Origin of the sequence: Virgisporangium ochraceum (assembly GCF_016863655.1) — a bacterium.
Classification (GTDB): domain Bacteria; phylum Actinomycetota; class Actinomycetes; order Mycobacteriales; family Micromonosporaceae; genus Virgisporangium; species Virgisporangium ochraceum.
This window is the reverse complement of record NZ_BOPH01000074.1, coordinates 18,216-37,094: the sequence shown is the minus strand read 5'-3', so window position 1 is coordinate 37,094 and position 18,879 is coordinate 18,216. Positions and strand designations below refer to the sequence as shown.

General features: G+C 72.4%; 18 protein-coding genes. 6 read left to right on the top strand and 12 right to left on the bottom strand.

Going from position 1 to position 18,879, the window contains the following annotated elements:
* Positions 1–187: 187 nt before the first annotated feature.
* The 3 genes from Voc01_RS26070 to glpX are packed head-to-tail and all read right to left on the bottom strand — an operon-like array spanning position 188 to position 2,723.
* Positions 188–757: a GNAT family N-acetyltransferase gene (locus Voc01_RS26070; RefSeq protein WP_203930182.1), complete on the bottom strand. Its 570-nt coding sequence runs from the start codon at positions 755–757 to the stop codon at positions 188–190.
* A gap of 35 nt (positions 758–792) precedes the next feature.
* On the bottom strand, positions 793–1,704 hold the full coding sequence (locus Voc01_RS26065; RefSeq protein WP_203930181.1) for a DMT family transporter: 912 nt from the start codon (positions 1,702–1,704) through the stop codon (positions 793–795).
* Positions 1,701–2,723, bottom strand: a complete 1,023-nt coding sequence (glpX, locus tag Voc01_RS26060) for a class II fructose-bisphosphatase (protein ID WP_203930180.1) — start codon at positions 2,721–2,723, stop codon at positions 1,701–1,703. Before glpX ends, Voc01_RS26065 begins: the two co-directional genes overlap by 4 nt.
* A 123-nt stretch (positions 2,724–2,846) precedes the next feature.
* On the opposite strand from glpX, the gene Voc01_RS26055 reads away from it, so the two are divergent.
* On the top strand, positions 2,847–3,617 hold the full coding sequence (locus Voc01_RS26055; RefSeq protein WP_203930179.1) for a DUF4245 domain-containing protein: 771 nt from the start codon (positions 2,847–2,849) through the stop codon (positions 3,615–3,617).
* Between the two features lie 188 nt (positions 3,618–3,805).
* Here the strand turns inward: Voc01_RS26055 and Voc01_RS26050 are convergent, their stop codons facing one another.
* Together Voc01_RS26050 and xseA are read right to left on the bottom strand one after the other, a co-directional pair.
* Entirely contained in the window at positions 3,806–3,994 is a 189-nt protein-coding gene (locus Voc01_RS26050; protein WP_203930178.1) for an exodeoxyribonuclease VII small subunit, read from the bottom strand.
* The gene (gene xseA / locus Voc01_RS26045; RefSeq protein ID WP_203930177.1) at positions 3,991–5,205 is read right to left on the bottom strand and encodes an exodeoxyribonuclease VII large subunit; all 1,215 of its coding nucleotides are present in this window, start codon (positions 5,203–5,205) and stop codon (positions 3,991–3,993) included. Before xseA ends, Voc01_RS26050 begins: the two co-directional genes overlap by 4 nt.
* 58 nt (positions 5,206–5,263) lie before the next feature.
* Here xseA and Voc01_RS26040 point away from each other — a divergent pair, with 58 nt between their 5' ends.
* Positions 5,264–6,256, top strand: a complete 993-nt coding sequence (locus tag Voc01_RS26040) for a 4-hydroxy-3-methylbut-2-enyl diphosphate reductase (RefSeq protein ID WP_373873872.1) — start codon at positions 5,264–5,266, stop codon at positions 6,254–6,256.
* Positions 6,257–6,392: 136 nt separating this feature from the next.
* Here Voc01_RS26040 and Voc01_RS26035 read toward each other — a convergent pair whose 3' ends face one another.
* A complete protein-coding gene (locus tag Voc01_RS26035) occupies positions 6,393–7,571 on the bottom strand; it encodes a DNA recombination protein RmuC (RefSeq protein WP_203930175.1) in 1,179 nt (392 codons plus the stop codon).
* 42 nt (positions 7,572–7,613) lie between these two features.
* Here Voc01_RS26035 and Voc01_RS26030 point away from each other — a divergent pair, with 42 nt between their 5' ends.
* A complete protein-coding gene (locus Voc01_RS26030; protein WP_203930174.1) occupies positions 7,614–8,378 on the top strand; it encodes a hypothetical protein in 765 nt (254 codons plus the stop codon).
* Between the two features lie 31 nt (positions 8,379–8,409).
* Here Voc01_RS26030 and Voc01_RS26025 read toward each other — a convergent pair whose 3' ends face one another.
* The 4 genes from Voc01_RS26025 to Voc01_RS26010 all read right to left on the bottom strand — a co-directional run bounded on the left by Voc01_RS26025 (position 8,410) and on the right by Voc01_RS26010 (position 15,338).
* Complete coding sequence (locus Voc01_RS26025; protein WP_203930173.1) at positions 8,410–10,812, bottom strand: tetratricopeptide repeat protein; 2,403 nt, start codon at positions 10,810–10,812, stop codon at positions 8,410–8,412.
* Between the two features lie 117 nt (positions 10,813–10,929).
* The gene (gene valS, locus Voc01_RS26020) at positions 10,930–13,449 is read right to left on the bottom strand and encodes a valine--tRNA ligase (RefSeq protein WP_203930172.1); all 2,520 of its coding nucleotides are present in this window, start codon (positions 13,447–13,449) and stop codon (positions 10,930–10,932) included.
* A 9-nt stretch (positions 13,450–13,458) separates the two neighbouring features.
* Complete coding sequence (locus tag Voc01_RS26015) at positions 13,459–13,947, bottom strand: methylated-DNA--[protein]-cysteine S-methyltransferase (protein ID WP_203930171.1); 489 nt, start codon at positions 13,945–13,947, stop codon at positions 13,459–13,461.
* The gene (locus tag Voc01_RS26010; RefSeq protein ID WP_203930170.1) at positions 13,944–15,338 is read right to left on the bottom strand and encodes an AlkA N-terminal domain-containing protein; all 1,395 of its coding nucleotides are present in this window, start codon (positions 15,336–15,338) and stop codon (positions 13,944–13,946) included. Before Voc01_RS26010 ends, Voc01_RS26015 begins: the two co-directional genes overlap by 4 nt.
* Positions 15,339–15,452: 114 nt before the next feature.
* Here Voc01_RS26010 and ychF point away from each other — a divergent pair, with 114 nt between their 5' ends.
* A complete protein-coding gene (ychF, locus tag Voc01_RS26005; protein ID WP_203930169.1) occupies positions 15,453–16,538 on the top strand; it encodes a redox-regulated ATPase YchF in 1,086 nt (361 codons plus the stop codon).
* Positions 16,539–16,747: 209 nt separating this feature from the next.
* On the opposite strand, the gene Voc01_RS26000 is transcribed toward ychF, so the two are convergent.
* Positions 16,748–16,948, bottom strand: a complete 201-nt coding sequence (locus tag Voc01_RS26000) for a hypothetical protein (RefSeq protein ID WP_203930168.1) — start codon at positions 16,946–16,948, stop codon at positions 16,748–16,750.
* A gap of 152 nt (positions 16,949–17,100) precedes the next feature.
* Here Voc01_RS26000 and Voc01_RS25995 point away from each other — a divergent pair, with 152 nt between their 5' ends.
* Positions 17,101–17,850 (top strand): GntR family transcriptional regulator, encoded by a 750-nt coding sequence (locus tag Voc01_RS25995; protein WP_203930167.1) that lies wholly within the window; start codon positions 17,101–17,103, stop codon positions 17,848–17,850.
* A gap of 19 nt (positions 17,851–17,869) precedes the next feature.
* On the opposite strand, the gene Voc01_RS25990 is transcribed toward Voc01_RS25995, so the two are convergent.
* Positions 17,870–18,181, bottom strand: a complete 312-nt coding sequence (locus Voc01_RS25990; RefSeq protein ID WP_203930166.1) for a 4a-hydroxytetrahydrobiopterin dehydratase — start codon at positions 18,179–18,181, stop codon at positions 17,870–17,872.
* A gap of 178 nt (positions 18,182–18,359) precedes the next feature.
* On the opposite strand from Voc01_RS25990, the gene Voc01_RS25985 reads away from it, so the two are divergent.
* Entirely contained in the window at positions 18,360–18,812 is a 453-nt protein-coding gene (locus Voc01_RS25985) for a (deoxy)nucleoside triphosphate pyrophosphohydrolase (protein ID WP_203930165.1), read from the top strand.
* Positions 18,813–18,879: the final 67 nt, after the last annotated feature.

The window sequence follows — 18,879 nt, the reverse complement described above, 5'->3', positions numbered from 1 at the left end:
CCATGACTGCTCGCGAACCTGCGACTCTGGACACTGGTAGTACTTCGTTAGGTTGCGGACCGGCCGCGCCGACCGCAGTCGCGCTGTAGTCGATGTCTGCGTCGATCTTGCACTTGTGGCCGCCGGGCTTGTGGCGCTGGATGCGTTGTGCCACACGGCATCCCGGGAACCCGACAAAGCGCGCGGGCTAGAACGTGACCCGCATGACGACGCGCTTCGGCGACGGGCGGGCATGGACCGTGAAGCCGGCCGCCGCGAACATCGCCTCCGTGCCGATGTAGGCCTCGCCGGTGGCCCGCTTCTCGCCGCCGGCGTACGGGAAGCCCTCGACGGCCGTGGCGCCGTGCTCCCTGGCCACGCCGACCGCGGCGGCCAGCAGGTCGCCCGCCACGCCCTTGCGCCGCTCGCCGGCGCGGACGAACAGGCACGGCAGGAACCACACGGAACCGTCTTCGTCGGCGTCGCGGGACTTCAGCAGCGGCGAGCGCAGGGCACGGGCGTAGCGCTCGCGCGGGCCGGCCGCGCACCAGCCGACGGCCCGGCCGCCGGAGTAGGCGACGAGACCGATCGGCGGGGACCCGGCCAGGTCGGTGAGCAGCCGCTCGCGGTTGGCGCCCGTCTTGTAGCCGGCCGAGAACTCCTTGTTGGGCAGCACGAAGAACATGCAGCCGCAGCCGGTGACCGTGCCGTTCGCGGTGAACAGTTCGGCCACCGCGTCGCGGCAGCCCGCGTCGACCGCTCGGATCTCCACGCTCATCCGCCGGACACTACCTGTGGGGTACGACACAACCTTCAGCGTGCGGCGACCGCGACCGCCAGCAGCGTGAGGAGCGCCCCGACGACCGTGTTGGGCGCGAGCCGGTCCGCGGCCGCCGGGGCGAACACGTCGAACGCCAGCGCGGCGAGGATCTGGCCGGCGATCAGTCCCAGGCCCAGCATCAGCACGCCGATGAGCCGCACCACGGCGACCGTCGCCAGCACGAACACGATGCCGAGCAGCCCACCCGAGTACACCCACCACTCGGCCGGCCAGTGCGACGGCAGCCCCCGCAGCGGCGCCACCACCGTGTAGACGACGACCAGCGTCGCGGTACCCACCGAGAAGTTCACGAGCGTGGCGGCGTGGGCGCCGGCGGCCGCCTGTACGCGTCCGTTCATCGCCTGCTGCCAGGCGACGGCGACGCCGGCCACGGCCGGCAGCGCGGCCAGTCCCAGCGCGCTCGGCGACCCGAAACGGTCGGCGACCGCGACGACCACCGCGACCACCGCGAGCGCCGCCGCCGCGACGCGGGCGGTGGTGACCGGACGCGGACCGCCCGGGCCGAGGCCGGCGCGATCGACGAGCAGGCTGCTGCCGACCTGCCCGGCGACCGTCGCGACCGTGAACGCGGCCAGGCCGATCGCCGCGACCGCGACGCCCTGCGTGATCACGTAGTAGCCGCCGCTGACGCCGCCGACCAGGTGCCACCAGTGCAGTTTCTGCCGCCGCAACGCCGCCCACACCGTCTGGACCCCGCGCCGGCCGGCCGGCAGCACCGCCGCCGCGACCGCCAGCACCACGAACCCCGACCCGAACGAGACGAGCGCGGCCGCGACCCCGTCGCCGAGCCGCCCGCCCAGCTCACCGTTGACCCGCGACTGCGCGGCCAGCGCGACGCCGCCGGCAACCGCGACGAGCAGCCCGGCCGACCGAGCCTTGGTCAAGCTTCGACCGGACGGCCGTCGAAGTCGATCATCGAGTAGAGCGCCAGCTTCTCCAGGCGGTGGAACGAGTCGATGACGCGGATCGTGCCGCTCTTGGACCGCATCACGATCGACTGCGTGTACGCGCCGCCCTGCCGGTAGCGGACGCCGCGCAGCAGGTCGCCGCTGGTGACGCCGGTGGCGCAGAAGAACATGTTGTCGCCGCGCACGAGATCGTCGGTGCCGAGCACCCGCCCGAGGTCGTGGCCGGCGGCCAGCGCCTTCTCCTTCTCGGCGGCGTCCCGCGGCCACAGCTTGGCCTGGATCGCGCCGCCCATGCACTTCAACGCGCACGCCGAGACGATGCCCTCGGGCGTGCCGCCGATGCCCATCAGGACGTCGACGTCGCTGGTCTCGCGGGCCGCGCTGATCGAGCCGGCGATGTCGCCGTCGGAGATGAACTGGATGCGGGCGCCGGTCGACCGGACCTCCTTGATCAGGTCGGCGTGACGGGGCCGGTCGAGGATGCAGACGGTGACGTCGGAGACGCTCGACCGCTTCACCTTCGCGATCCGTCGCAGGTTCTCGACCACGCCCGCGTCGATGTCGATGACGTCGGCACAGTCGGGCCCGACGGCGAGCTTCTCCATGTAGAAGACCGCTGACGGGTCGAACATCGTGCCCCGCTCGGCCACCGCCAGCACCGCGAGCGCGTTCGGCATGCCCTTGCTCATGAGCGTGGTGCCGTCGATCGGGTCGACCGCCACGTCGACCTCGGGGCCGGTGCCGTCGCCGACCTCCTCGCCGTTGTAGAGCATCGGGGCGTTGTCCTTCTCGCCCTCGCCGATCACCACGACGCCCTTCATCGGCACCGAGTTGATCAGCATGCGCATCGCGTCGACGGCCGCGCCGTCGCCGCCCTCCTTGTCGCCCCGGCCCACCCACCGGCCGGCGGCCATCGCGGCCGCTTCGGTGACCCGGACCAGGTCGAGCGCCAGGTTGCGGTCGAGATCCTGCGGATTGCGCACGGGGCCTGCCATCCGCTCATATTTCCACGTCAGGAGCTTGAACGGTCGTTCGGGTGTTCTTTCGCATGTTCTTTCGCATCGTCCGGCCGGGGGTCGGCTTGCGACCGGTTGGGGCGTACGCCGAAGATGGGCGCTGTGACTTCGAGCCCAGGGCCCGATGAGGCCGGTCGGCACGCACCGCGGCGTCCCGACTCGACCGACCCCGATCTGGCGCCGCTGCCCCCGGTCTCCGCCGACGGGCCGCTGCCCAACTACGGCGAGCCCGCCGCCGTGGCGACCACCGACGACGACACCGACTTCGACGGTGAGCTCGACGGTGACTCCGACGGCGGCGCCCGCGAGGTCGAGGAGACCGGGCTGCTGAACCCGCACGAGCCGGCCGCCGCGGCGGTGGCCGCCCGGATCGGCCGGCGCCCCCGCGACATGGTCATCTCGGTCGGCCTGCTGCTCGTGGTGGTGTTCGCGCTGTTCGGGATGTACCGCTGCCTCGGCGGAGACGAGGTGGCGGAGGTCGACGCCGGTCCGGTGTACGAGGAGGCGCGCAGAGACGGCGCGTTCACGTTGCTGACCCCGTCGGGACTGCCCGACGGCTGGAAGTCGGTCAGCGCCGACTACCAGCCGCAGTCCGGTGGTGCGACGTTGCGGGTCGGATGGCGCAGCCCCGACGACGGCACGCTCCAGCTCATCGAGAGCGACATCGTTCCCGCCACGCTGATCACCCGCGAACTGGGCCCGGACGCCCAGCAGACCGACGCGGTGGTCGACGAGGGCGGACGGCAGTGGCAGGTGTACAACGCCCGCGGCGGTGAGACGGCGTACGTGTTCCAGGAGGCCGACCGGACGGTGATCGTCACGGGCAAGGCGAGCGAGGAGGAGCTGCGCGCGTTCGTGCGGTCCCTGAAGTAGCCCGCCGCGGCCTCTGCCGGCCTCTGCCGGCCTCTGCCGGCCTCTGCCGGCCTATGCCGGCCTCTGCCGGCCTATGCCGGCCTCTGCCGGCCTCTGCCGGCCTCTGCCGGCCTATGCCGGCCTCTGCCGGCCGTGGCCCGCCGCGCGCAAGCGTGCGGCTCGGGCGTGCCGGGCGCGGGCTGCCGCGCCTACCCGGCCTGCTGCGGGCCGTCGAGGCGGGCGCGGGCGGCGTCGAGCCAGCGCTGGCAGATCGCGGCCAGCTCCTCGCCGCGCTCCCACAGCGCCAGCGACTGCTCCAGCGTCGCTCCGCCGGCCTCGAGCTTCTCGACCACGCCCGCCAGCTCGGTCCTGGCCTCTTCGTACGTGAGCTCGGTCATGCCCTCTCCTCGGTGACTTCCGCGTGGAACTCCCCACCGGCGACCCGGATGCGCAGCTGCTCACCGGCGGTGACCTCGCCCGGCGCGCGCACCACCGTGCCGTCGGCGCGCTGCACGATCGCATAGCCGCGCTGCATCGTCGCGGCGGGGGAGAGTGCCCGCAGCCGGGCCGTCGTGTGGCTCAGGCCGTCGTCGGCGCGGTCTAGCCGGTGACGCAGGGAGCGCGCGGCCCGGTCACGCCAGCCGCCGATCTCGGCCTGGTGCTGGTCGAGGATCGCGTGCGGCTTGGCCAACGACGGCCGGCTGCGTAGCGCGTCCAATCGATGTTGTTCGCGGTCGATGGTATGGCCGAGCGCGCGCCGGAGCCGGTAGCGCGCCTGGTCGATCAGCCTGAGCTCGTCGCGCAGATCGGGCACGAGCCGTTTCGCCGCGTCGGTGGGCGTCGACGCGCGCGCGTCGGCCACGAAGTCGACGAGTGGATTGTCGGTTTCGTGCCCGACCGCGGAGACGACCGGGGTGCGGCAGGCGAACACCGCGCGGCACAGCGCCTCGTCGGAGAACGGCAGCAGGTCCTCGGTGGACCCGCCGCCCCGGGCGAGCACGATCACGTCGATCGTGTCGTCGGCGTCGAGCAGGCGCAGCGCGTTGACCATCTCCGGCACGGCGGTGGCGCCCTGCACGGCCACGTTGATCACCCGGAAGTCGATGGCGGGCCAGCGGCGGCGGGCGTTGGTGAGCACGTCGCGCTCGGCGGCGCTGGCCCGGCCGGTGACCAGCCCGATGCGCCTGGGCAGGAACGGCGGCCGCCGTTTGCGGGCGGGGTCGAACAGCCCTTCGGCGGCGAGGTGCTTTTTCAGCATCTCGATGCGGGCGAGCAGTTCGCCGATGCCGACCTGGCGGACCTCGTCGGCGCGCAGGCTGAGCGTGCCGCGGCCGGGGTAGAAGTCGGGCTTGGCGTGCGCGACGATGCGGGCGCCGTTCTGCAGGTTCGGCGCACCGGTGTCGATTACGTCGCGGCTGGTCGTGAGCGTCAGGCTGAGGTCGGCGGACGGGTCGCGCAGCGTGATGAAGACGGTACTGGTGCCCGGCCGGCGCGTGATCTGCGCCACCTGCCCGTCGACCCAGACCCAGCCCAGCCGGCCGATCCAGGCGCCGATCTTCTGGCTGACAACGCGGACCGGCCACGGTTCGTCAGCGGTCGGCTCTGTCACGCGTCCACCCTATCTTTGTGATCTTGAGAGCGACCCGCCGGCCGGTACCATGGCGGACGTGACTGCCTCTCCCTCGAAGCGTGTGCTGCTCGCCAAGCCCCGTGGCTACTGTGCCGGGGTCGACCGGGCCGTCCAGACGGTCGAGAAGGCGCTCGAGCTGTACGGGCCGCCGGTGTACGTGCGCAAGGAGATCGTGCACAACAAGCACGTGGTGAACACGCTGCGCGAGCGCGGTGCGATCTTCGTCGACGAGAACGAGCAGGTGCCCGAGGGCTCCATCGTGGTGTTCTCGGCGCACGGTGTGGCGCCCGAGGTGCACGAGCAGGCCAAAGCCCGCTCGCTGAAGGCGATCGACGCCACCTGCCCCCTGGTGACCAAGGTGCACGTGGAGGCCCGGCGCTTCGCGGCGGAGGACTACGACATCCTGCTCATCGGCCACGAGGGCCACGAGGAGGTCGTCGGCACGTCGGGCGAGGCGCCCGAGCACATCCAGCTGGTCGACGGCCCCGACGGCGTCGACAAGGTGAAGGTGCGCGACCCGAGCAAGGTGGTGTGGCTGTCGCAGACCACGCTGTCGGTCGACGAGACCATGCAGACCGTGCACAAGCTGAAGGAGCGGCTGCCGCTCCTGCAGTCGCCGCCGAGCGACGACATCTGCTACGCCACCCAGAACCGCCAGCAGGTGGTGAAGGAGATCGCCCCGGACTGCGACGTGATGATCGTGGTCGGCTCGAAGAACTCGTCGAACTCGGTGCGCATGGTCGAGGTGGCGCTCGCCGCCGGTGCGCGTGCCGGTCACCTGGTCGACTTCGCTCACGAGATCGACCCGGCGTGGGTCGCCGACGCGCGCACGGTGGGCCTGTCGTCGGGCGCGTCCGTACCCGAGAACCTGGTGATGGACGTGCTGGCCTGGCTCGCCGAGCGAGGCTTCACCGACGTCGAAGAGGTGACCACCGCCCAGGAGCGGCTGGTGTTCTCGCTGCCCCAGGAGCTCAAGCGCGACATGAAGGCCGCCGAAGCCGCCAAAGCGGCTGCGGCCGCTCAGGCCTGATCTCGGGCACACCCGGTGGCTGGGCACGCGGCGGGCGATGGGCGCGCCGCCCCGGCCTGATCCCGCCCACGCCCGGTAGGGGGCGGGGCGGCCGGCGTGGCCTCGGGGGTCCGCGGCATCCGGGTGGGCGTTCGCCTCAGTACGGGGGCTGGTCACCGAGCAGGGCCTCGTACTCGCTGTCGACCAGTTCGGGGGCCTGCAGGGCACGGGGAGCCACCTCCACCTGCGCGGGGGCGGGGATCTCGGTGCCCGACACGCCCAGGTCGGCCAGCCGGCGGGCGCTGACCAGCACGCGCGCCTCCAGGGAACCGATGGCCCGGTTGTACGCGGTGACCGACGCACCCAGCGAGGTGCCGACCTTGGCCAGGTGGTCGCCCATCGTGGCCAGCCGTCCGTAGAGCTCGCGGGCCTGCTGGTGCACCGTGATGGCGTTGCGGGCCAGGGCCTCCTGCCGCCACGCGTAGGCGACCGTGCGCAGCAGGGCCACCAGCGTCGACGGCGTGGCCAGTACGACGTTGCGGGCGAACGCGTACTCGAGGAGGGTGGGCTCGCGCTTGATCGCCGCGTCGAGGAACGGGTCGGCGGGGACGAACAGCACGACGAACTCCGGCGCCGGCTCGAACGCCTCCCAGTAGCCCTTGGCTGCCAGCTGGTCGACGTGGGCGCGTAGCTGGCGGGCGTGCTGGAGCAGGTGGTGGTCGCGCTTGATGTCGTCGTCGGCCTCCATGGCCGCCAGGTAACCCTCGAAGGGCACCTTGGCGTCGACCACCACCTGACGGCCACCGTGGAGGCGGACCACCAGGTCGGGACGCACACCGCCGGCATCGGTGACGCCGCTGACCTGCTCGGAGAAGTCGCAGTGCTCCAGCATCCCCGCCGCCTCGACGATGCGCCGCAGCTGGTGCTCGCCCCACCGGCCACGCACCTGCGGTGCCCGCAGCGCCGCGACCAGCTGGCTGGTCTCCACCCGCAGCTGGCCCGACACCTCCGACATGTTCCGCACCTGCTCGCGCAGCGCCTCGTAGGCGCCCACCCGGTCGCGTTCGAGCTGGCCGACCCGCTGCTCGTAACGGGCCAACGCGTCGTGCAGCGGCGCCACGGCCTCGGACACCGCGGCCTGGGACTGCTCGGTGGCCTCGTAGGTGAGCGCGCGCAGCGACTGTTCCAGCCGGGCCTCGCCCTCGCGGGTCGCCTGGAGCGTGGCGTCGAGCCGGGCGATCTCGGAGCTGGCGCGGGACCGGGCCGCGAGCCAGCCGAGTGCGACACCGATCGCGATACCGACGAACAGCAACAGAACGTCCACGATCAACAGCATGCAGGTCGGGTACGACAATCTGTAGTTGGGTAGCGCTGTGGCATGGAATGGATTCTGATCGCGGTGCTCGCGGTCGTGCTCGTCGGCGGGGCGGCCTACCTCGCCGCGGGACGTCGGCGCACGGCCGCCACGGCGCTCGCCGACGCGCGGGCCGAGGCGCAGCGCTGGTACGAGCGGCTCGGCGGGCAGCTGTCGACGCTCCCCTCTGGGGCGGCCGAGGAGGTCGCGGTGCGCCAGGCGCTGTCGGACGCGTCGGAGCGGTACAACGCAGCCGGGTCCCAACTCGCGGGCGCGACCACGCCGCGGCAGTTCGAGCTGGCCCGGGAGACCGCGCTCGAGGGCCTGCAGTACATCCGGGCGGCGCGGGTCGCGCTCGGTCTCGACCCCGGTCCGGACCTGCCGCCGCTCGCCGCGGCGCGCGCCGCCGGCGAGCTCACGAAGGAGCGGACGGTGGACGTCGACGGCCACCGCTACGCGGCCGGACCGCATCCCGGCGCGGCGACGCCGTACTTCTACCCGGGTGGCGTCCTGGGTGGGCGCCGCGTTCCGCGCGGCTGGTACTCCGAGCCGTGGTGGCGCACGGCGCTGATCGGCGGCGCGTGGGGCGTCGGCTCGATCCTGCTCTTCGACGCTCTGTTCGACTCAGCGTGGGGCGACCCCGGGTACGCCGCGTCGGATCTGGGGGACGGCTATGAGGTGACCGGCGACGAGATGGCCGACGAGTTCGCCGGCGACCCCGGCTACGACGGTGGCGGTGACCTCGGTGGCGGTGACTTCGGTGGTGACTTCGGCGGCGGCGACTTCTGATGCCGGAGCGTCTCCCGCCCCCGTGAAGGGCTCAGCGACGGGACGCGGCGCGCTCGGCCATCGCGAGGTCGCTGGCCGCCGCGCGGGCGAACGGGCTGCCGGCCCCGAGGAGTTCCGAGTAGATGTCGTACGCGGCGCGGTACTCGGCGATCGCCTCGTTCAGCCGTCCGATGTCGTGCAGGACGCTCGCCAGCCGGTGCCGCGACACCGCCGTGTCGAGGTGCACCGGCCCGAGCAGCCGCAGCCGGCTGCGCAGCACCCGCCGGTGCTGGGCCTCGGCCTCCTCCAACCGGCCGGCCTGGTGCAGCGCCGACGCCAGCAGCGACCGGCTCATCAGCGTGTCGCGGTGCTCCGGACCGAGCAGCCGGGCCCGCGCCTCCAGCACCTGCCGGTGCTCGTCGACGGCCCGGTCGAGCTCACCGAGGTCCTGGTGCACCTTGGCGAGATTGGACCGGCTGATCAGCGTCTCCTGGTGGGTGGCGCCGAGCACCCGGGTGCGCGCCTGCAGCACCCGCGTGTGCTCGGCCTCGGCCTGCGGCAGCTCACCCAGCTGGTGGTAGATCGTGGCGAGGTGACTGCGGCTGGTCAGCGAGTCGGGGTGGTCCTGCCCGAGCGACCGGGTGCGCGCCGCCAGCACGTCTTCGCATTCGATCAGCGCCTCGCCGAGCCGGTCGAGGTCGCGCAGCACGGTGGCATGCTGGTCGCGGGCGGCCAGCGTGTCGGGGTGCTCGGGTCCGATCGCCCGGGTGCGGTCGCCGATGATCTCGCGGTACGCCGACTCGGCCTCCTGCAACTGGCCCTGCCAGTGCAGCTCGGTCGCCCGCCGCCACACGGCGCTGTCGTCGTACCCGGACCGCCCGGGAAGGGCCGGCCGGTCCTGCTGGGGTACCGCCTGGGGCTGGGGTACCGCCTGGGGCTGGGGCACCGGCTGGGGCTGGGGTACCGGCTGCCGCGGAACGACCGCCGACCCCCGTGCATGCTCGTTGGCGCCGGGGACCGGGCCACCCGGACCGCTGGCCGCGCCGCCCACCCGGTCGTCGCCATCGCCCGGACCGCCGTGGCCGCCCTGGCCGGCGGGACCACCCGGACCACGGCCGGGCGGACCCTGGATCGGCACCGGGACCAGCACCTGCCGGCTCGGATCGCCCTGGACCCTCGGCTGCCCCACGGTGGGCCGCTCGTCGGGCGGAGCCACCACGACCCCACCGAGCGACGGCCCGGCCGGCGGCTTCGGCCGCGCCGTTCCGACCGCCGGCCCACCGGACTCCCGGGGACCGCCGTCACGACCGCCACCCGGGCCGCTCTGACCGGGAACGCCACCGGGACCGGGAGCAACACCCGGACCGGGAACGCCACCGCCAGGGGCGCCACCCGGCCCACTCACCGCCGGACGCCCACCCGGCTGACCGTCACCCGGGCCACCGGGACCGCCACCGGGACCGCCACCGGGACCGCCACCGGGACCGCCACCGGGACCGCCCAAGCCCCGGCCGCCGCCCGGCGCCATGGCTCCACCGCCGGAGACCGGCCGATCACCGGAGCCGGGTCCACCGCCGACAGCGCCGACACCCGGCCCGCTGACCGGTGCACCGCCCGGCCCGCTGACGGGTGCACCGCCCGGCCCGCCGCCGGACACCGCGCCACGGTTTCCCGGCCCGACGGCCGGTCCGCCGCCCGGTGCCGGCACGCTGCGGGGCGCCGGTGCGACCCCCACGCCGGCCGGAAGGTGCCGGGCGGCGCGGCGGTTCGCCGCTTCGCGCACCCGCTCGATCGCGCTGACCAGGCTGTCGACGTCGTCGCCGATGCGCCAGCCGACCGCGGCGATGGGCCGGTCGAGCGCCTTGCTCAGCTGCTCGACGGCGTCCACTGTGGAGTGTCGGGGGGACGTGTTCAGCACGACCAGTACCGCGTCGAAGACGGCTTCGCGGCCGACGAGCAGCGTCTGGTAGGTGGACTGCATGCGCGTCAACGAAAAACCGATGCCACCGCGGACATCGACCAGAACGAGGGAGCCCGACATCGCCAGCGGGCTCAGCAGGAACCCGTAGAGCGGACGCAGTTGCTCGTTGACCCGGCCGGCGGCCTGGTACATCGCCTGCGTGGCGGCCTCGTGGTAGTCGGCGTTCTCCGGCGCGTAGACCTTGAGCGCCTGCGCGAACCGGTCGAGCGCGCCCTCGGTGTCGCCGGCCTGCTGGGCCTCGGCGGCCGCCGAGAGCCGGGCCTCCGACGTCGCGGTGAGCCGGCCCCCGCCGCCGCCGAGCGACAGGGATCCCGCCATGCCGGCGAGGCCGACGGCGATACCGCCGGCCACGAGCGCGGCCGCCCCGGCGTCGCTCTCCAGCCGGATCGTCGCCAGCACCCCGAGGGTCACCAGCAGCAATCCGACAAAGACCAGCGCGCTGCGGGTGCGGTCACTCCAGCGTCCGCCGGACATCAATGTCCCTCGCTCCCTTGGCGCCTGACGAGTATCACCGTGGGTCAAGAGCCCGGATCCATAGCGTTACAAGTCTGCCAGGATCCGGGCGTCTATGAAAGATCGTACGGTGACGCCTCACAGGGCGCAGGAGACCATCAAGCTGATTGGCGGAACGGATGATCCGTGCTCGGCAGGAATGAGGATCACCTCGGCGACACGCCCAGCGGCCTTCAGGTCCGGCAATGCGGACTCCACCAGCGCCAACTCCGCGGCGGTGGCACGGATCTCGGCCCGCGGCACCTCCGCCTTCATCGACAGCTTCCGATCGGACTTGGCTTTGCGGATCTGCCCGAGAGCGGCCGCTGTCAAGCGGAGCACCGCCGGATCGCCACCTGGCGAAGTGGTAGTAGGCCACGCGGCACGGTGCACCGAGCCGTCGCGCCACCACGACCACACCTCCTCGGTGACGAACGGCAGCACCGGTGCGAACAACCGCAGCAGCGTGTCGAGCCCCGTGCGGAGCGCGGTCCGCGCGGAGTTGTCGCCGTTGTAGGCGCGCTCCTTCACCAGCTCGATGTAGTCGTCGCAGAAGGACCAGAAGAAGCGCTCGGTGACCTCGAGCGCCGACGTGTGGTCGTACCGGTCGAACGCCGCCGTGGCCATGGAGACCACAGTGGATAGTTCGGTCAGCATCGACCGGTCGAGCGGCTCCGACACCGCCGCGGCCACCGAGTCCGAGGCCGGCGCGCCGAACCCGAGCACGAACTTCGACGCGTTGAGCAGCTTCGTGGCCAGCCGCCGGCCGACGCGCATCTGCCCCTCGTCGTAGGTCAGGTCGGCGCCCGGCCGGCCCTGCGCGGCCCAGTAACGCACGGCGTCGACGCCGTACTGGGCGAGCAGGTCGGTGGGCGTCTCGGCCGACCCGTAGGTCTTCGAGATCTTCTTGTGGTCCTCGTCCAGGATCCAGCCGTTGATCACCGCGTGGCGCCACGGCAGCGCGCCGTGCTCGAAGTGCGCCCGCACCACGGTGGCGAACAGCCAGGTGCGGATGATCTCGTGACCCTGCGGCCGGTGGTCGAACGGGAACACGCGCCCGAACAGGTCGGGGTCGCGTTCCCAGCCGCCGGCGATCTGCGGCGTGAGCGACGACGTGGCCCACGTGTCCATCACGTCGGGGTCGGCGACGAACCCACCCGGCCGGCCGCGTTGCGCCTCGGTGAAACCGGCCGGCGCGTCGGACGCGGGGTCGACCGGCAGCGCGCTCTCCTCGGGCAGCAGCGGCGCGTCGTAGCGGACCGTGCCGTCGTCGGCGATCGGGTACCAGAGCGGGAACGGCACGCCGAAGTAGCGCTGGCGGCTGATAAGCCAGTCGCCGGTGAGCCCGCCCACCCAGTGCTCGTACCGGTGGCGCATGTGCTCCGGCAGCCACGACAACTCGTTGCCGTAGGCCTGGAACGTGGCGCGCAGCGCCGGGTCGCGGCCGCCGTTGCGGATGTACCACTGCCGCGAGGTCACGATCTCGAGGGGCAGCTCGCCCTTTTCGTAGAACTTCACCTTGTGCCGCAACGGTTCCGGCTCGCCGACGAGGTCGCCGGACGCGCGGAGGGCGGCCACCGTCGCGCGGCGCGCCTGCGGCACGGTCAGCCCCGCGTACGGCGCGTAGCGTGACGCGTCCACATCGGACGGTGGCGACGGCAGGAACCGGCCGTCGCGGCCGAGCACGACGCGGGCCGGCAGCGCCAGCTCGCGCCACCAGGTGACGTCGGTGAGGTCGCCGAACGTGCACACCATCACGAGCCCGGTGCCCTTCTCCGGGTCGGCGAGGTGGTGCGCGAGGATCGGCACCGGCACGCCGAACAGCGGCGTGCGCACCGTGGTGCCCACCGCGTCGGCGTAGCGCTTGTCGCTCGGATGGCACACCACCGCCACGCACGCGGGCAGCAGCTCCGGCCGGGTGGTGTCGACCGTGTACGCACCGAACCGCAGGCGGTGCATGGCGCCGGGACGTTCGCGGTCCTCCAACTCGGCCTGCGCCACCGCGGTGCCGAACGTGGTGTCCCACAACGTCGGCGCCTCGGCGAGGTACGCCTCGCCGCGGGCGAGGTTACGCAGGAACGCCCTCTGGGCCGTGGCACGGGCCACGGACCCGATCGTCGTGTACTGGTGGTTCCAGTCCACCGACAGGCCGAGGAGCCGCCACAGCTCCTCGAACGCGCGTTCGTCCTCCGCCGTCAGGCGCTCGCACAGCTCGATGAAGTTGCGCCTCGACACCGCCACCTGTTCGCCTTTGGCGCCGGGCGTGGGCTCGAAGGAGGGGTCGTACGGCTGGGCCGGGTCGCACCGCACCCCGAAGTAGTTCTGCACCCGGCGCTCGGTGGGCAGGCCGTTGTCGTCCCAGCCCATCGGGTAGAACACCGACCGACCGCGCATCCGCTGGTAACGCGCGATCAGGTCGGTGTGCGTATACGAGAACACGCTTCCCACGTGCAGCGAGCCGGATACGGTGGGCGGAGGGGTGTCGATCGAGTACACGCCGGCCCGCTCCGTCGAGCGGTCGAACGCGTACGTCTCCTCCTCCTGCCACCGGTGCGCCCATTTCTCCGCAAGCCCCTCGAGTGTGGGCCGCGCGGGGATGAGCCGCTGCGTATCCGTCATGACAAGACGTTAGGCCGCTTCGTGGGCGAGTAGCCACCGCTTTACCGGAAGCCCCCACCGGAACCCGCCGAGCGAGCCGTCGAGGCGCAGCACCCGGTGGCACGGCACGAACAGCGCGGCCGCGTTGCTGGCGCACGCCATCGCGGCCGCCCGCACCGCGGCCGGCCGCCCGGCCAGCTCCGCGAACGTGGTGTAGGTGACCGGTGCGCCGGCGGGCACGCGGCGCAGCACGTCCCACGCGTGCGCGATGAACTGGCCGCCGCGCTGCCGCACCGGGATCTCGTCGATCGCGGTCAGGTCGCCGTCGTGGTAGGCCACCACGGCCTTCGTCGCGGCGCCGAGGTCCGCGCGGGGTTGCGGGGTGGAAGGCAACGGGACGAACGACAGCAGATCGTCCACAGTGGACGTCCAGCCGCTGGCGAGGACGACGCCGTCTCCGTCGACGACCGTGGTGAACGGGCCGGTGGGAGTGTCGACAGTGGACACATACGTGTTCATGAGTGCCTCCAGAGGCGGATCGTGGCGTAGGAGCGCCAGGGCCGCCAGCGTTCGGCGTGGGCGGCCAGTGTCTTCGGGTCGTCGGGCAGCCCGAGCGCCTTCGCGCCGCGGCGTACCCCGAGATCGGTGGGTAGGAAGACGTCCGGGTCGCCGAGCGCGCGCAGGGCGATGTAGTCCGCGGTCCACGGCCCGATGCCGGGCAGTGCCAGCAACGCCTCGCGCACCTCGGCGCGGTCGCTCCCTCCGTCCAGTTGAAGCCCTTCGGTGACCGCGGTGGCCAACGCGCGCAGCGTTGCCTTCCGCGCCGCGGGCATCGCGAACGCGTCGTCCGGGAGCGCGCTCACGCGGTCTGCCGACGGGAAGCCGGCACCGCCTGCGGCCGTGACGATCTTCGTGAGAACGCGCCGCGCGGCCGCCACCGACACCTGCTGCCCGACGACCGCGCGCACCGCGATCTCGAAGCCGTCGACGGCGCCCGGCACCCGCACGCCCGGATCCTTCCCGACGCTCTCGGTGAGCGCCGGATCGGCCGCGAGCGCCGCGTCGACGGCCTCGGGGTCGGCGTCGAGGTCGAACAGGCGACGACAGCGGCTGACGGCCGGCGCGAGGTCGCGCACGTCGGCGAGCGTCAGCTCGGCCCGCACGTGGCCGGGCAGCGGTGTCAGCGCGGCCGTCGCGGTGCCGTGCGGCAGGCCGAGGACGCGGGTGTAGGTGTCGCCGGTCCGCTCGTCGACGCCCTCGACCGTGCGGGCGCCGAGGAAGTCGAGCAGCGCCCCGGTGTGCAGCGGCGACCGGTACGGCAGCCGCAGCGTGAGCGCACCGGTGGTCGGCTTCGCCCGGCCGCGCAGGTCCGACGGCGCCTTGCCGTAGATCTCCCGGATCGTGTCGTTGAACTGGCGCACGCTGCCGAACCCGGCCGCGAACGCCACCTCGGCGAGCCCGAGCGTCGTCGTCTCTATGAGAACGCGCGCGGTCTGCGCCCGCTGCGCGCGGGCCAACGCGATCGGACCGGCGCCGAGCTCCGCCGTGAGCATGCGGTTCAGGTGCCGCTCGGTGTAGCCGAGCCGGTCGGCGAGCCCGGGCACGCCGGCGCGGTCGACGACGCCGTCGGCGATCAGCCGCACCGCCCGCGCGACCACGTCGGCCCGCACGTTCCACTCCGGCGACCCGGGCGCCGCGTCGGGCCGGCAGCGCAGGCAGGCGCGGAACCCGTCCCGCTGCGCGGCCGCCGCCGACGGCAGGAACCTCACGTTGCCGCGCTTCGGCGTGAGCGCCGGACACGACGGCCGGCAGTAGATGCCGGTCGTGCGCACGGCCGTGACGAAGAAGCCGTCGAACCGCGCGTCGCGGCTGGCGAGCGCCCGGTAACACTGTTCGAAGTCCAGCTCCATGCCATCGATCCTGCCCCGCGACGAACGCGTTGGCTGGCGGTATTCGGACATGGCGACCGGCCGGCGCCTGACCTGGCCGGGAGCGGACCGTGAGCGTCCGTAGACTGGTTCGACGTGAGTCTCACCATCGGCATCGTCGGCCTGCCCAACGTCGGCAAGAGCACGCTGTTCAACGCGCTGACCAAGAACGACGTCCTCGCCGCGAACTACCCGTTCGCCACGATCGAGCCGAACGTCGGCGTCGTCGGGCTGCCCGACCCGCGGTTGGACAAGCTGGCCGAGATCCACTCGTCGCAGAAGATCGTGCCGGCCGCCGTGTCGTTCGTCGACATCGCGGGCCTGGTGCGCGGCGCGTCCAAGGGCCAGGGGCGCGGCAACGCGTTCCTCGCGAACATCCGCGAGGCGGCCGCGATCTGCCAGGTCGTGCGCGCGTTCTCCGACCCGAACGTGGTGCACGTCGACGGCAAGGTGTCACCGCGTGACGACATCGAGACGATCAACACCGAGCTGATCCTGGCCGACCTGCAGACGCTGGAGAAGGCTGTCCCGCGTCTCCAGAAGGAGGCCAAGCTGCGCAAGGAGCGCGCGGCCGTCGCGGCCGCGGCCACGGCGGCGGCCGAGCTTCTCAACGGCGGCACGACGCTGTACGCGGGCGCGAAGGACGCCGGCATCGAGGTCGAGCTGCTCCGCGAGCTGACGCTGCTGACCACGAAGCCGTTCCTGTACGTGTTCAACGTCGACGAGGCCGAGCTCGGCGACCCCGCGTTCCTCGACGAGCTGCGCGCGCTGGTGGCGCCCGCCGAGGCGATCTTCCTCGACGCGAAGGTCGAGTCGGAGCTCATCGACCTGCCCGAGGACGAGGCGCGCGAGCTGCTGGAGTCGATCGGGCAGCCGGAGCCGGGCCTGCACCAGCTGATCCGCGTCGGCTTCCGCACGCTGGGGCTGCAGACGTACCTCACGGCCGGTCCGAAGGAGGCCCGGGCGTGGACGATCCCGATCGGCGCCACCGCACCCGAGGCCGCCGGCGTGATCCACTCCGACTTCCAGCGCGGCTTCATCAAGGCCGAGATCGTCGCGTACGACGACCTCGTGGCGGCCGGGTCGATGAGCGCCGCGAAGGCGGCCGGCAAGGTCCGCATGGAGGGCAAGGACTACGTCATGAAGGACGGCGACGTCGTCGAGTTCAGGTTCAACGTCTAGACGTCTCGGAATCAGGGTTCCGGCTGCTGCCCCGGCATCCGTGCCCGCAACTCCGCGTCACCGGACGCTCGCCGGAGTTACTCGCCGGTGGCCGGAGCCCGTGGCTTTCCCAGCACCCCATCGGGAGTCCTCCGGTCGGCGGTGCGCCGACCACCCGCCATGGCGGCCGGGTCGTGATCGCTGCCACCCGAACCTGACGGACCGCGGAGCTACCAGTGCGACCCCGCGTTGCCCTGCAGCTCCTCGCGCAGCAACTGGATGATCCGTGCCCGGGCCCGTTGGTGCCGGGTGCACGGCCATGCCTCGTCGCAGGTCCGGCACGTCGCGGGCCGGCCGCGCAGCCGCTGCCACCACGACCGCCGCCCGGGCTGGTGCCCGTCCTTCTCCTGAATCGCTCGCTGGTAGTCCACGCAACCACACACCGTTCGACAGGGAGGGCCTCCAACCGAAGTTAATGCACTAACTTTCCGGTTGCAATGGACTGACTCACGGACAGCGATATTGACGCACGGCCCCACGGTCGTGATCTATTGGTGAGGCTGACCGTTTGGGGGTACCCGCAGTGCCCGAAACACCCGCCTATCTGCGGATCGCCGGAGATCTACGCACCGCGATCCTGAGTGGCGACCTCGCGCCCGACACCAAGCTGCCGTCCGAGACGAAGCTGATGGGCCAGTACGGGGTCTCGCGCACCGTCGTCAAATGGGCGCTCAGCGTCCTCAAGGGGGACGGGCTGGTCGTGGGCAGGCGCGGCTCCGGCACGTTCGTGCGGTCGGTGCCGCGACTGGTGCGCCACTCGCACGGGCGCGGCCAGCGCACCCAGACCGGCCCGACGTCACCGTTCGCCCGCGACGCCGAACACGCCGGCCAGGAAGGCACCTGGCGGCACGAGTCGCACCGGGTGACCGCCGACGCCGACGTCGCGCGCCGGCTCGACATCCGGGCCGGCGACCCGGTGATGGCGACGCGGTACGTGTTCACCGCCGGCGGGCAGCCGATCCAGCTGTCGCACTCGTGGGAGCCGCTGGCCGTCACCGGAGGCACGTCCGTGGAGTGGCCCGAAGGGGGCGCCGCGGTGGGCGTGGTGGCGCGCATGGACGCGATCGGTGTGCGGGTCGACGAGACCGTCGAGCGCATCACGGCGCGACCGGCGATCGAGGTGGAGGCACAGGAACTGCAGCTGCCGCTGCGGGGGCAGTTCGTGTTCGTGATCCAGCGGACGTACTACGCCGCGGGCCGGCCGGTGGAGACCGCCGACATCACGATTCCCGGTGACAGGTACGAGCTTGTGTACCGGTTCCCGATCGACTGAGGGGGGCCGTCAGGTCCCTTCAGGCGATGGCGCCGGTGATGCGCTTGTAGAGGTCCTCGATGCGTGCGGCGAGCGCGACCTCGTTCGTCGACAGGTTGCCGCCCTCGGGCGTGCGGACCCGGATCTGGGTGTGCCCGTCGAGCCGGCGGGCCTCGGCACGCAGTTGGAGCGCGTCGGCGGCTACCTTCATACTCTCGGTGAGCGCGACATGTTGGCTGTCGTCGAGTGGAAGTGTTCGGCGAATCTCGTGACCGTCGCGGGTCCAGCCCTGCAACAACGCGAACGCGTCCGCGAGATAGTCGCGATGCCCCTTGTCTCGACGTACACGCATAGCCACCCCGCTCTCGGCGTCGTTGCCGGCTTGTGGCCTTATTGACGCCTCACCTTCACCTACGGCTTCAGGGACATCCTTGCCGACGCATGGGGCGTGTGTCCACGCCCACAATTCCCCCACTCGGTGACCTACAGGACCAGTGGTGCACCCAGAAGTTCGCCGAAATCTGGCACCCTTGACGCCCGTGCCCCAAGAACGGACTCCGCAGCGCCCCGAGCCCCGCCTCATCGTCGGCGCGGCCATCGTCGTCGATGGCCGCGTGCTCGCGTGCGAACGGGCCGACCCGCCCGAGACGGCCGGCGGCTGGGAGTTTCCGGGCGGCAAGGCCGAGCCGGGGGAGAGCGACGTCGATGCGCTGGTGCGCGAGTGCGAGGAGGAGCTCGGCGTACACATCGAGGTGGGTGAACAGGTCGGCCCGGACGTGCCGATGAACGGGGGAGCGTTGCTGCTGCGCGTGTACCTGGCCCGTCTCGTCGGCGACTCACTCCCGGTCGCGCTGGAGCACTCGGCGCTGCGCTGGCTCGGCGCCGGCGAACTCGACGATGTCCCGTGGCTGCCGGCCGACAAGCCGATCGTCACCGAGCTCGAACCCATCTTGAGCCCGTCAGGGCAGCGATCGCTGCCCTGAGGTGCTCGATGCGCCCGCCTTCGCGGGCCCGGGCCCGGGGCCTTGTCGGTGTCGTCTTCCCTCGTCG

Coding starts and splice junctions, on each gene's coding strand:
- Voc01_RS26070 (WP_203930182.1), bottom strand. CDS start 757: ATGAGCGTGGAGATCCGAGCGGTCGACGCGGGCTGCCGCGACGCGGTG.
- Voc01_RS26035 (WP_203930175.1), bottom strand. CDS start 7,571: ATGCTGTTGATCGTGGACGTTCTGTTGCTGTTCGTCGGTATCGCGATC.
- valS (WP_203930172.1), bottom strand. CDS start 13,449: ATGACGGATACGCAGCGGCTCATCCCCGCGCGGCCCACACTCGAGGGG.
- Voc01_RS26030 (WP_203930174.1), top strand. CDS start 7,614: ATGGAATGGATTCTGATCGCGGTGCTCGCGGTCGTGCTCGTCGGCGGG.
- glpX (WP_203930180.1), bottom strand. CDS start 2,723: ATGGCAGGCCCCGTGCGCAATCCGCAGGATCTCGACCGCAACCTGGCG.
- Voc01_RS26025 (WP_203930173.1), bottom strand. CDS start 10,812: ATGTCCGGCGGACGCTGGAGTGACCGCACCCGCAGCGCGCTGGTCTTT.
- Voc01_RS26050 (WP_203930178.1), bottom strand. CDS start 3,994: ATGACCGAGCTCACGTACGAAGAGGCCAGGACCGAGCTGGCGGGCGTG.
- Voc01_RS26010 (WP_203930170.1), bottom strand. CDS start 15,338: ATGGAGCTGGACTTCGAACAGTGTTACCGGGCGCTCGCCAGCCGCGAC.
- Voc01_RS25990 (WP_203930166.1), bottom strand. CDS start 18,181: ATGCGTGTACGTCGAGACAAGGGGCATCGCGACTATCTCGCGGACGCG.
- Voc01_RS26015 (WP_203930171.1), bottom strand. CDS start 13,947: ATGAACACGTATGTGTCCACTGTCGACACTCCCACCGGCCCGTTCACC.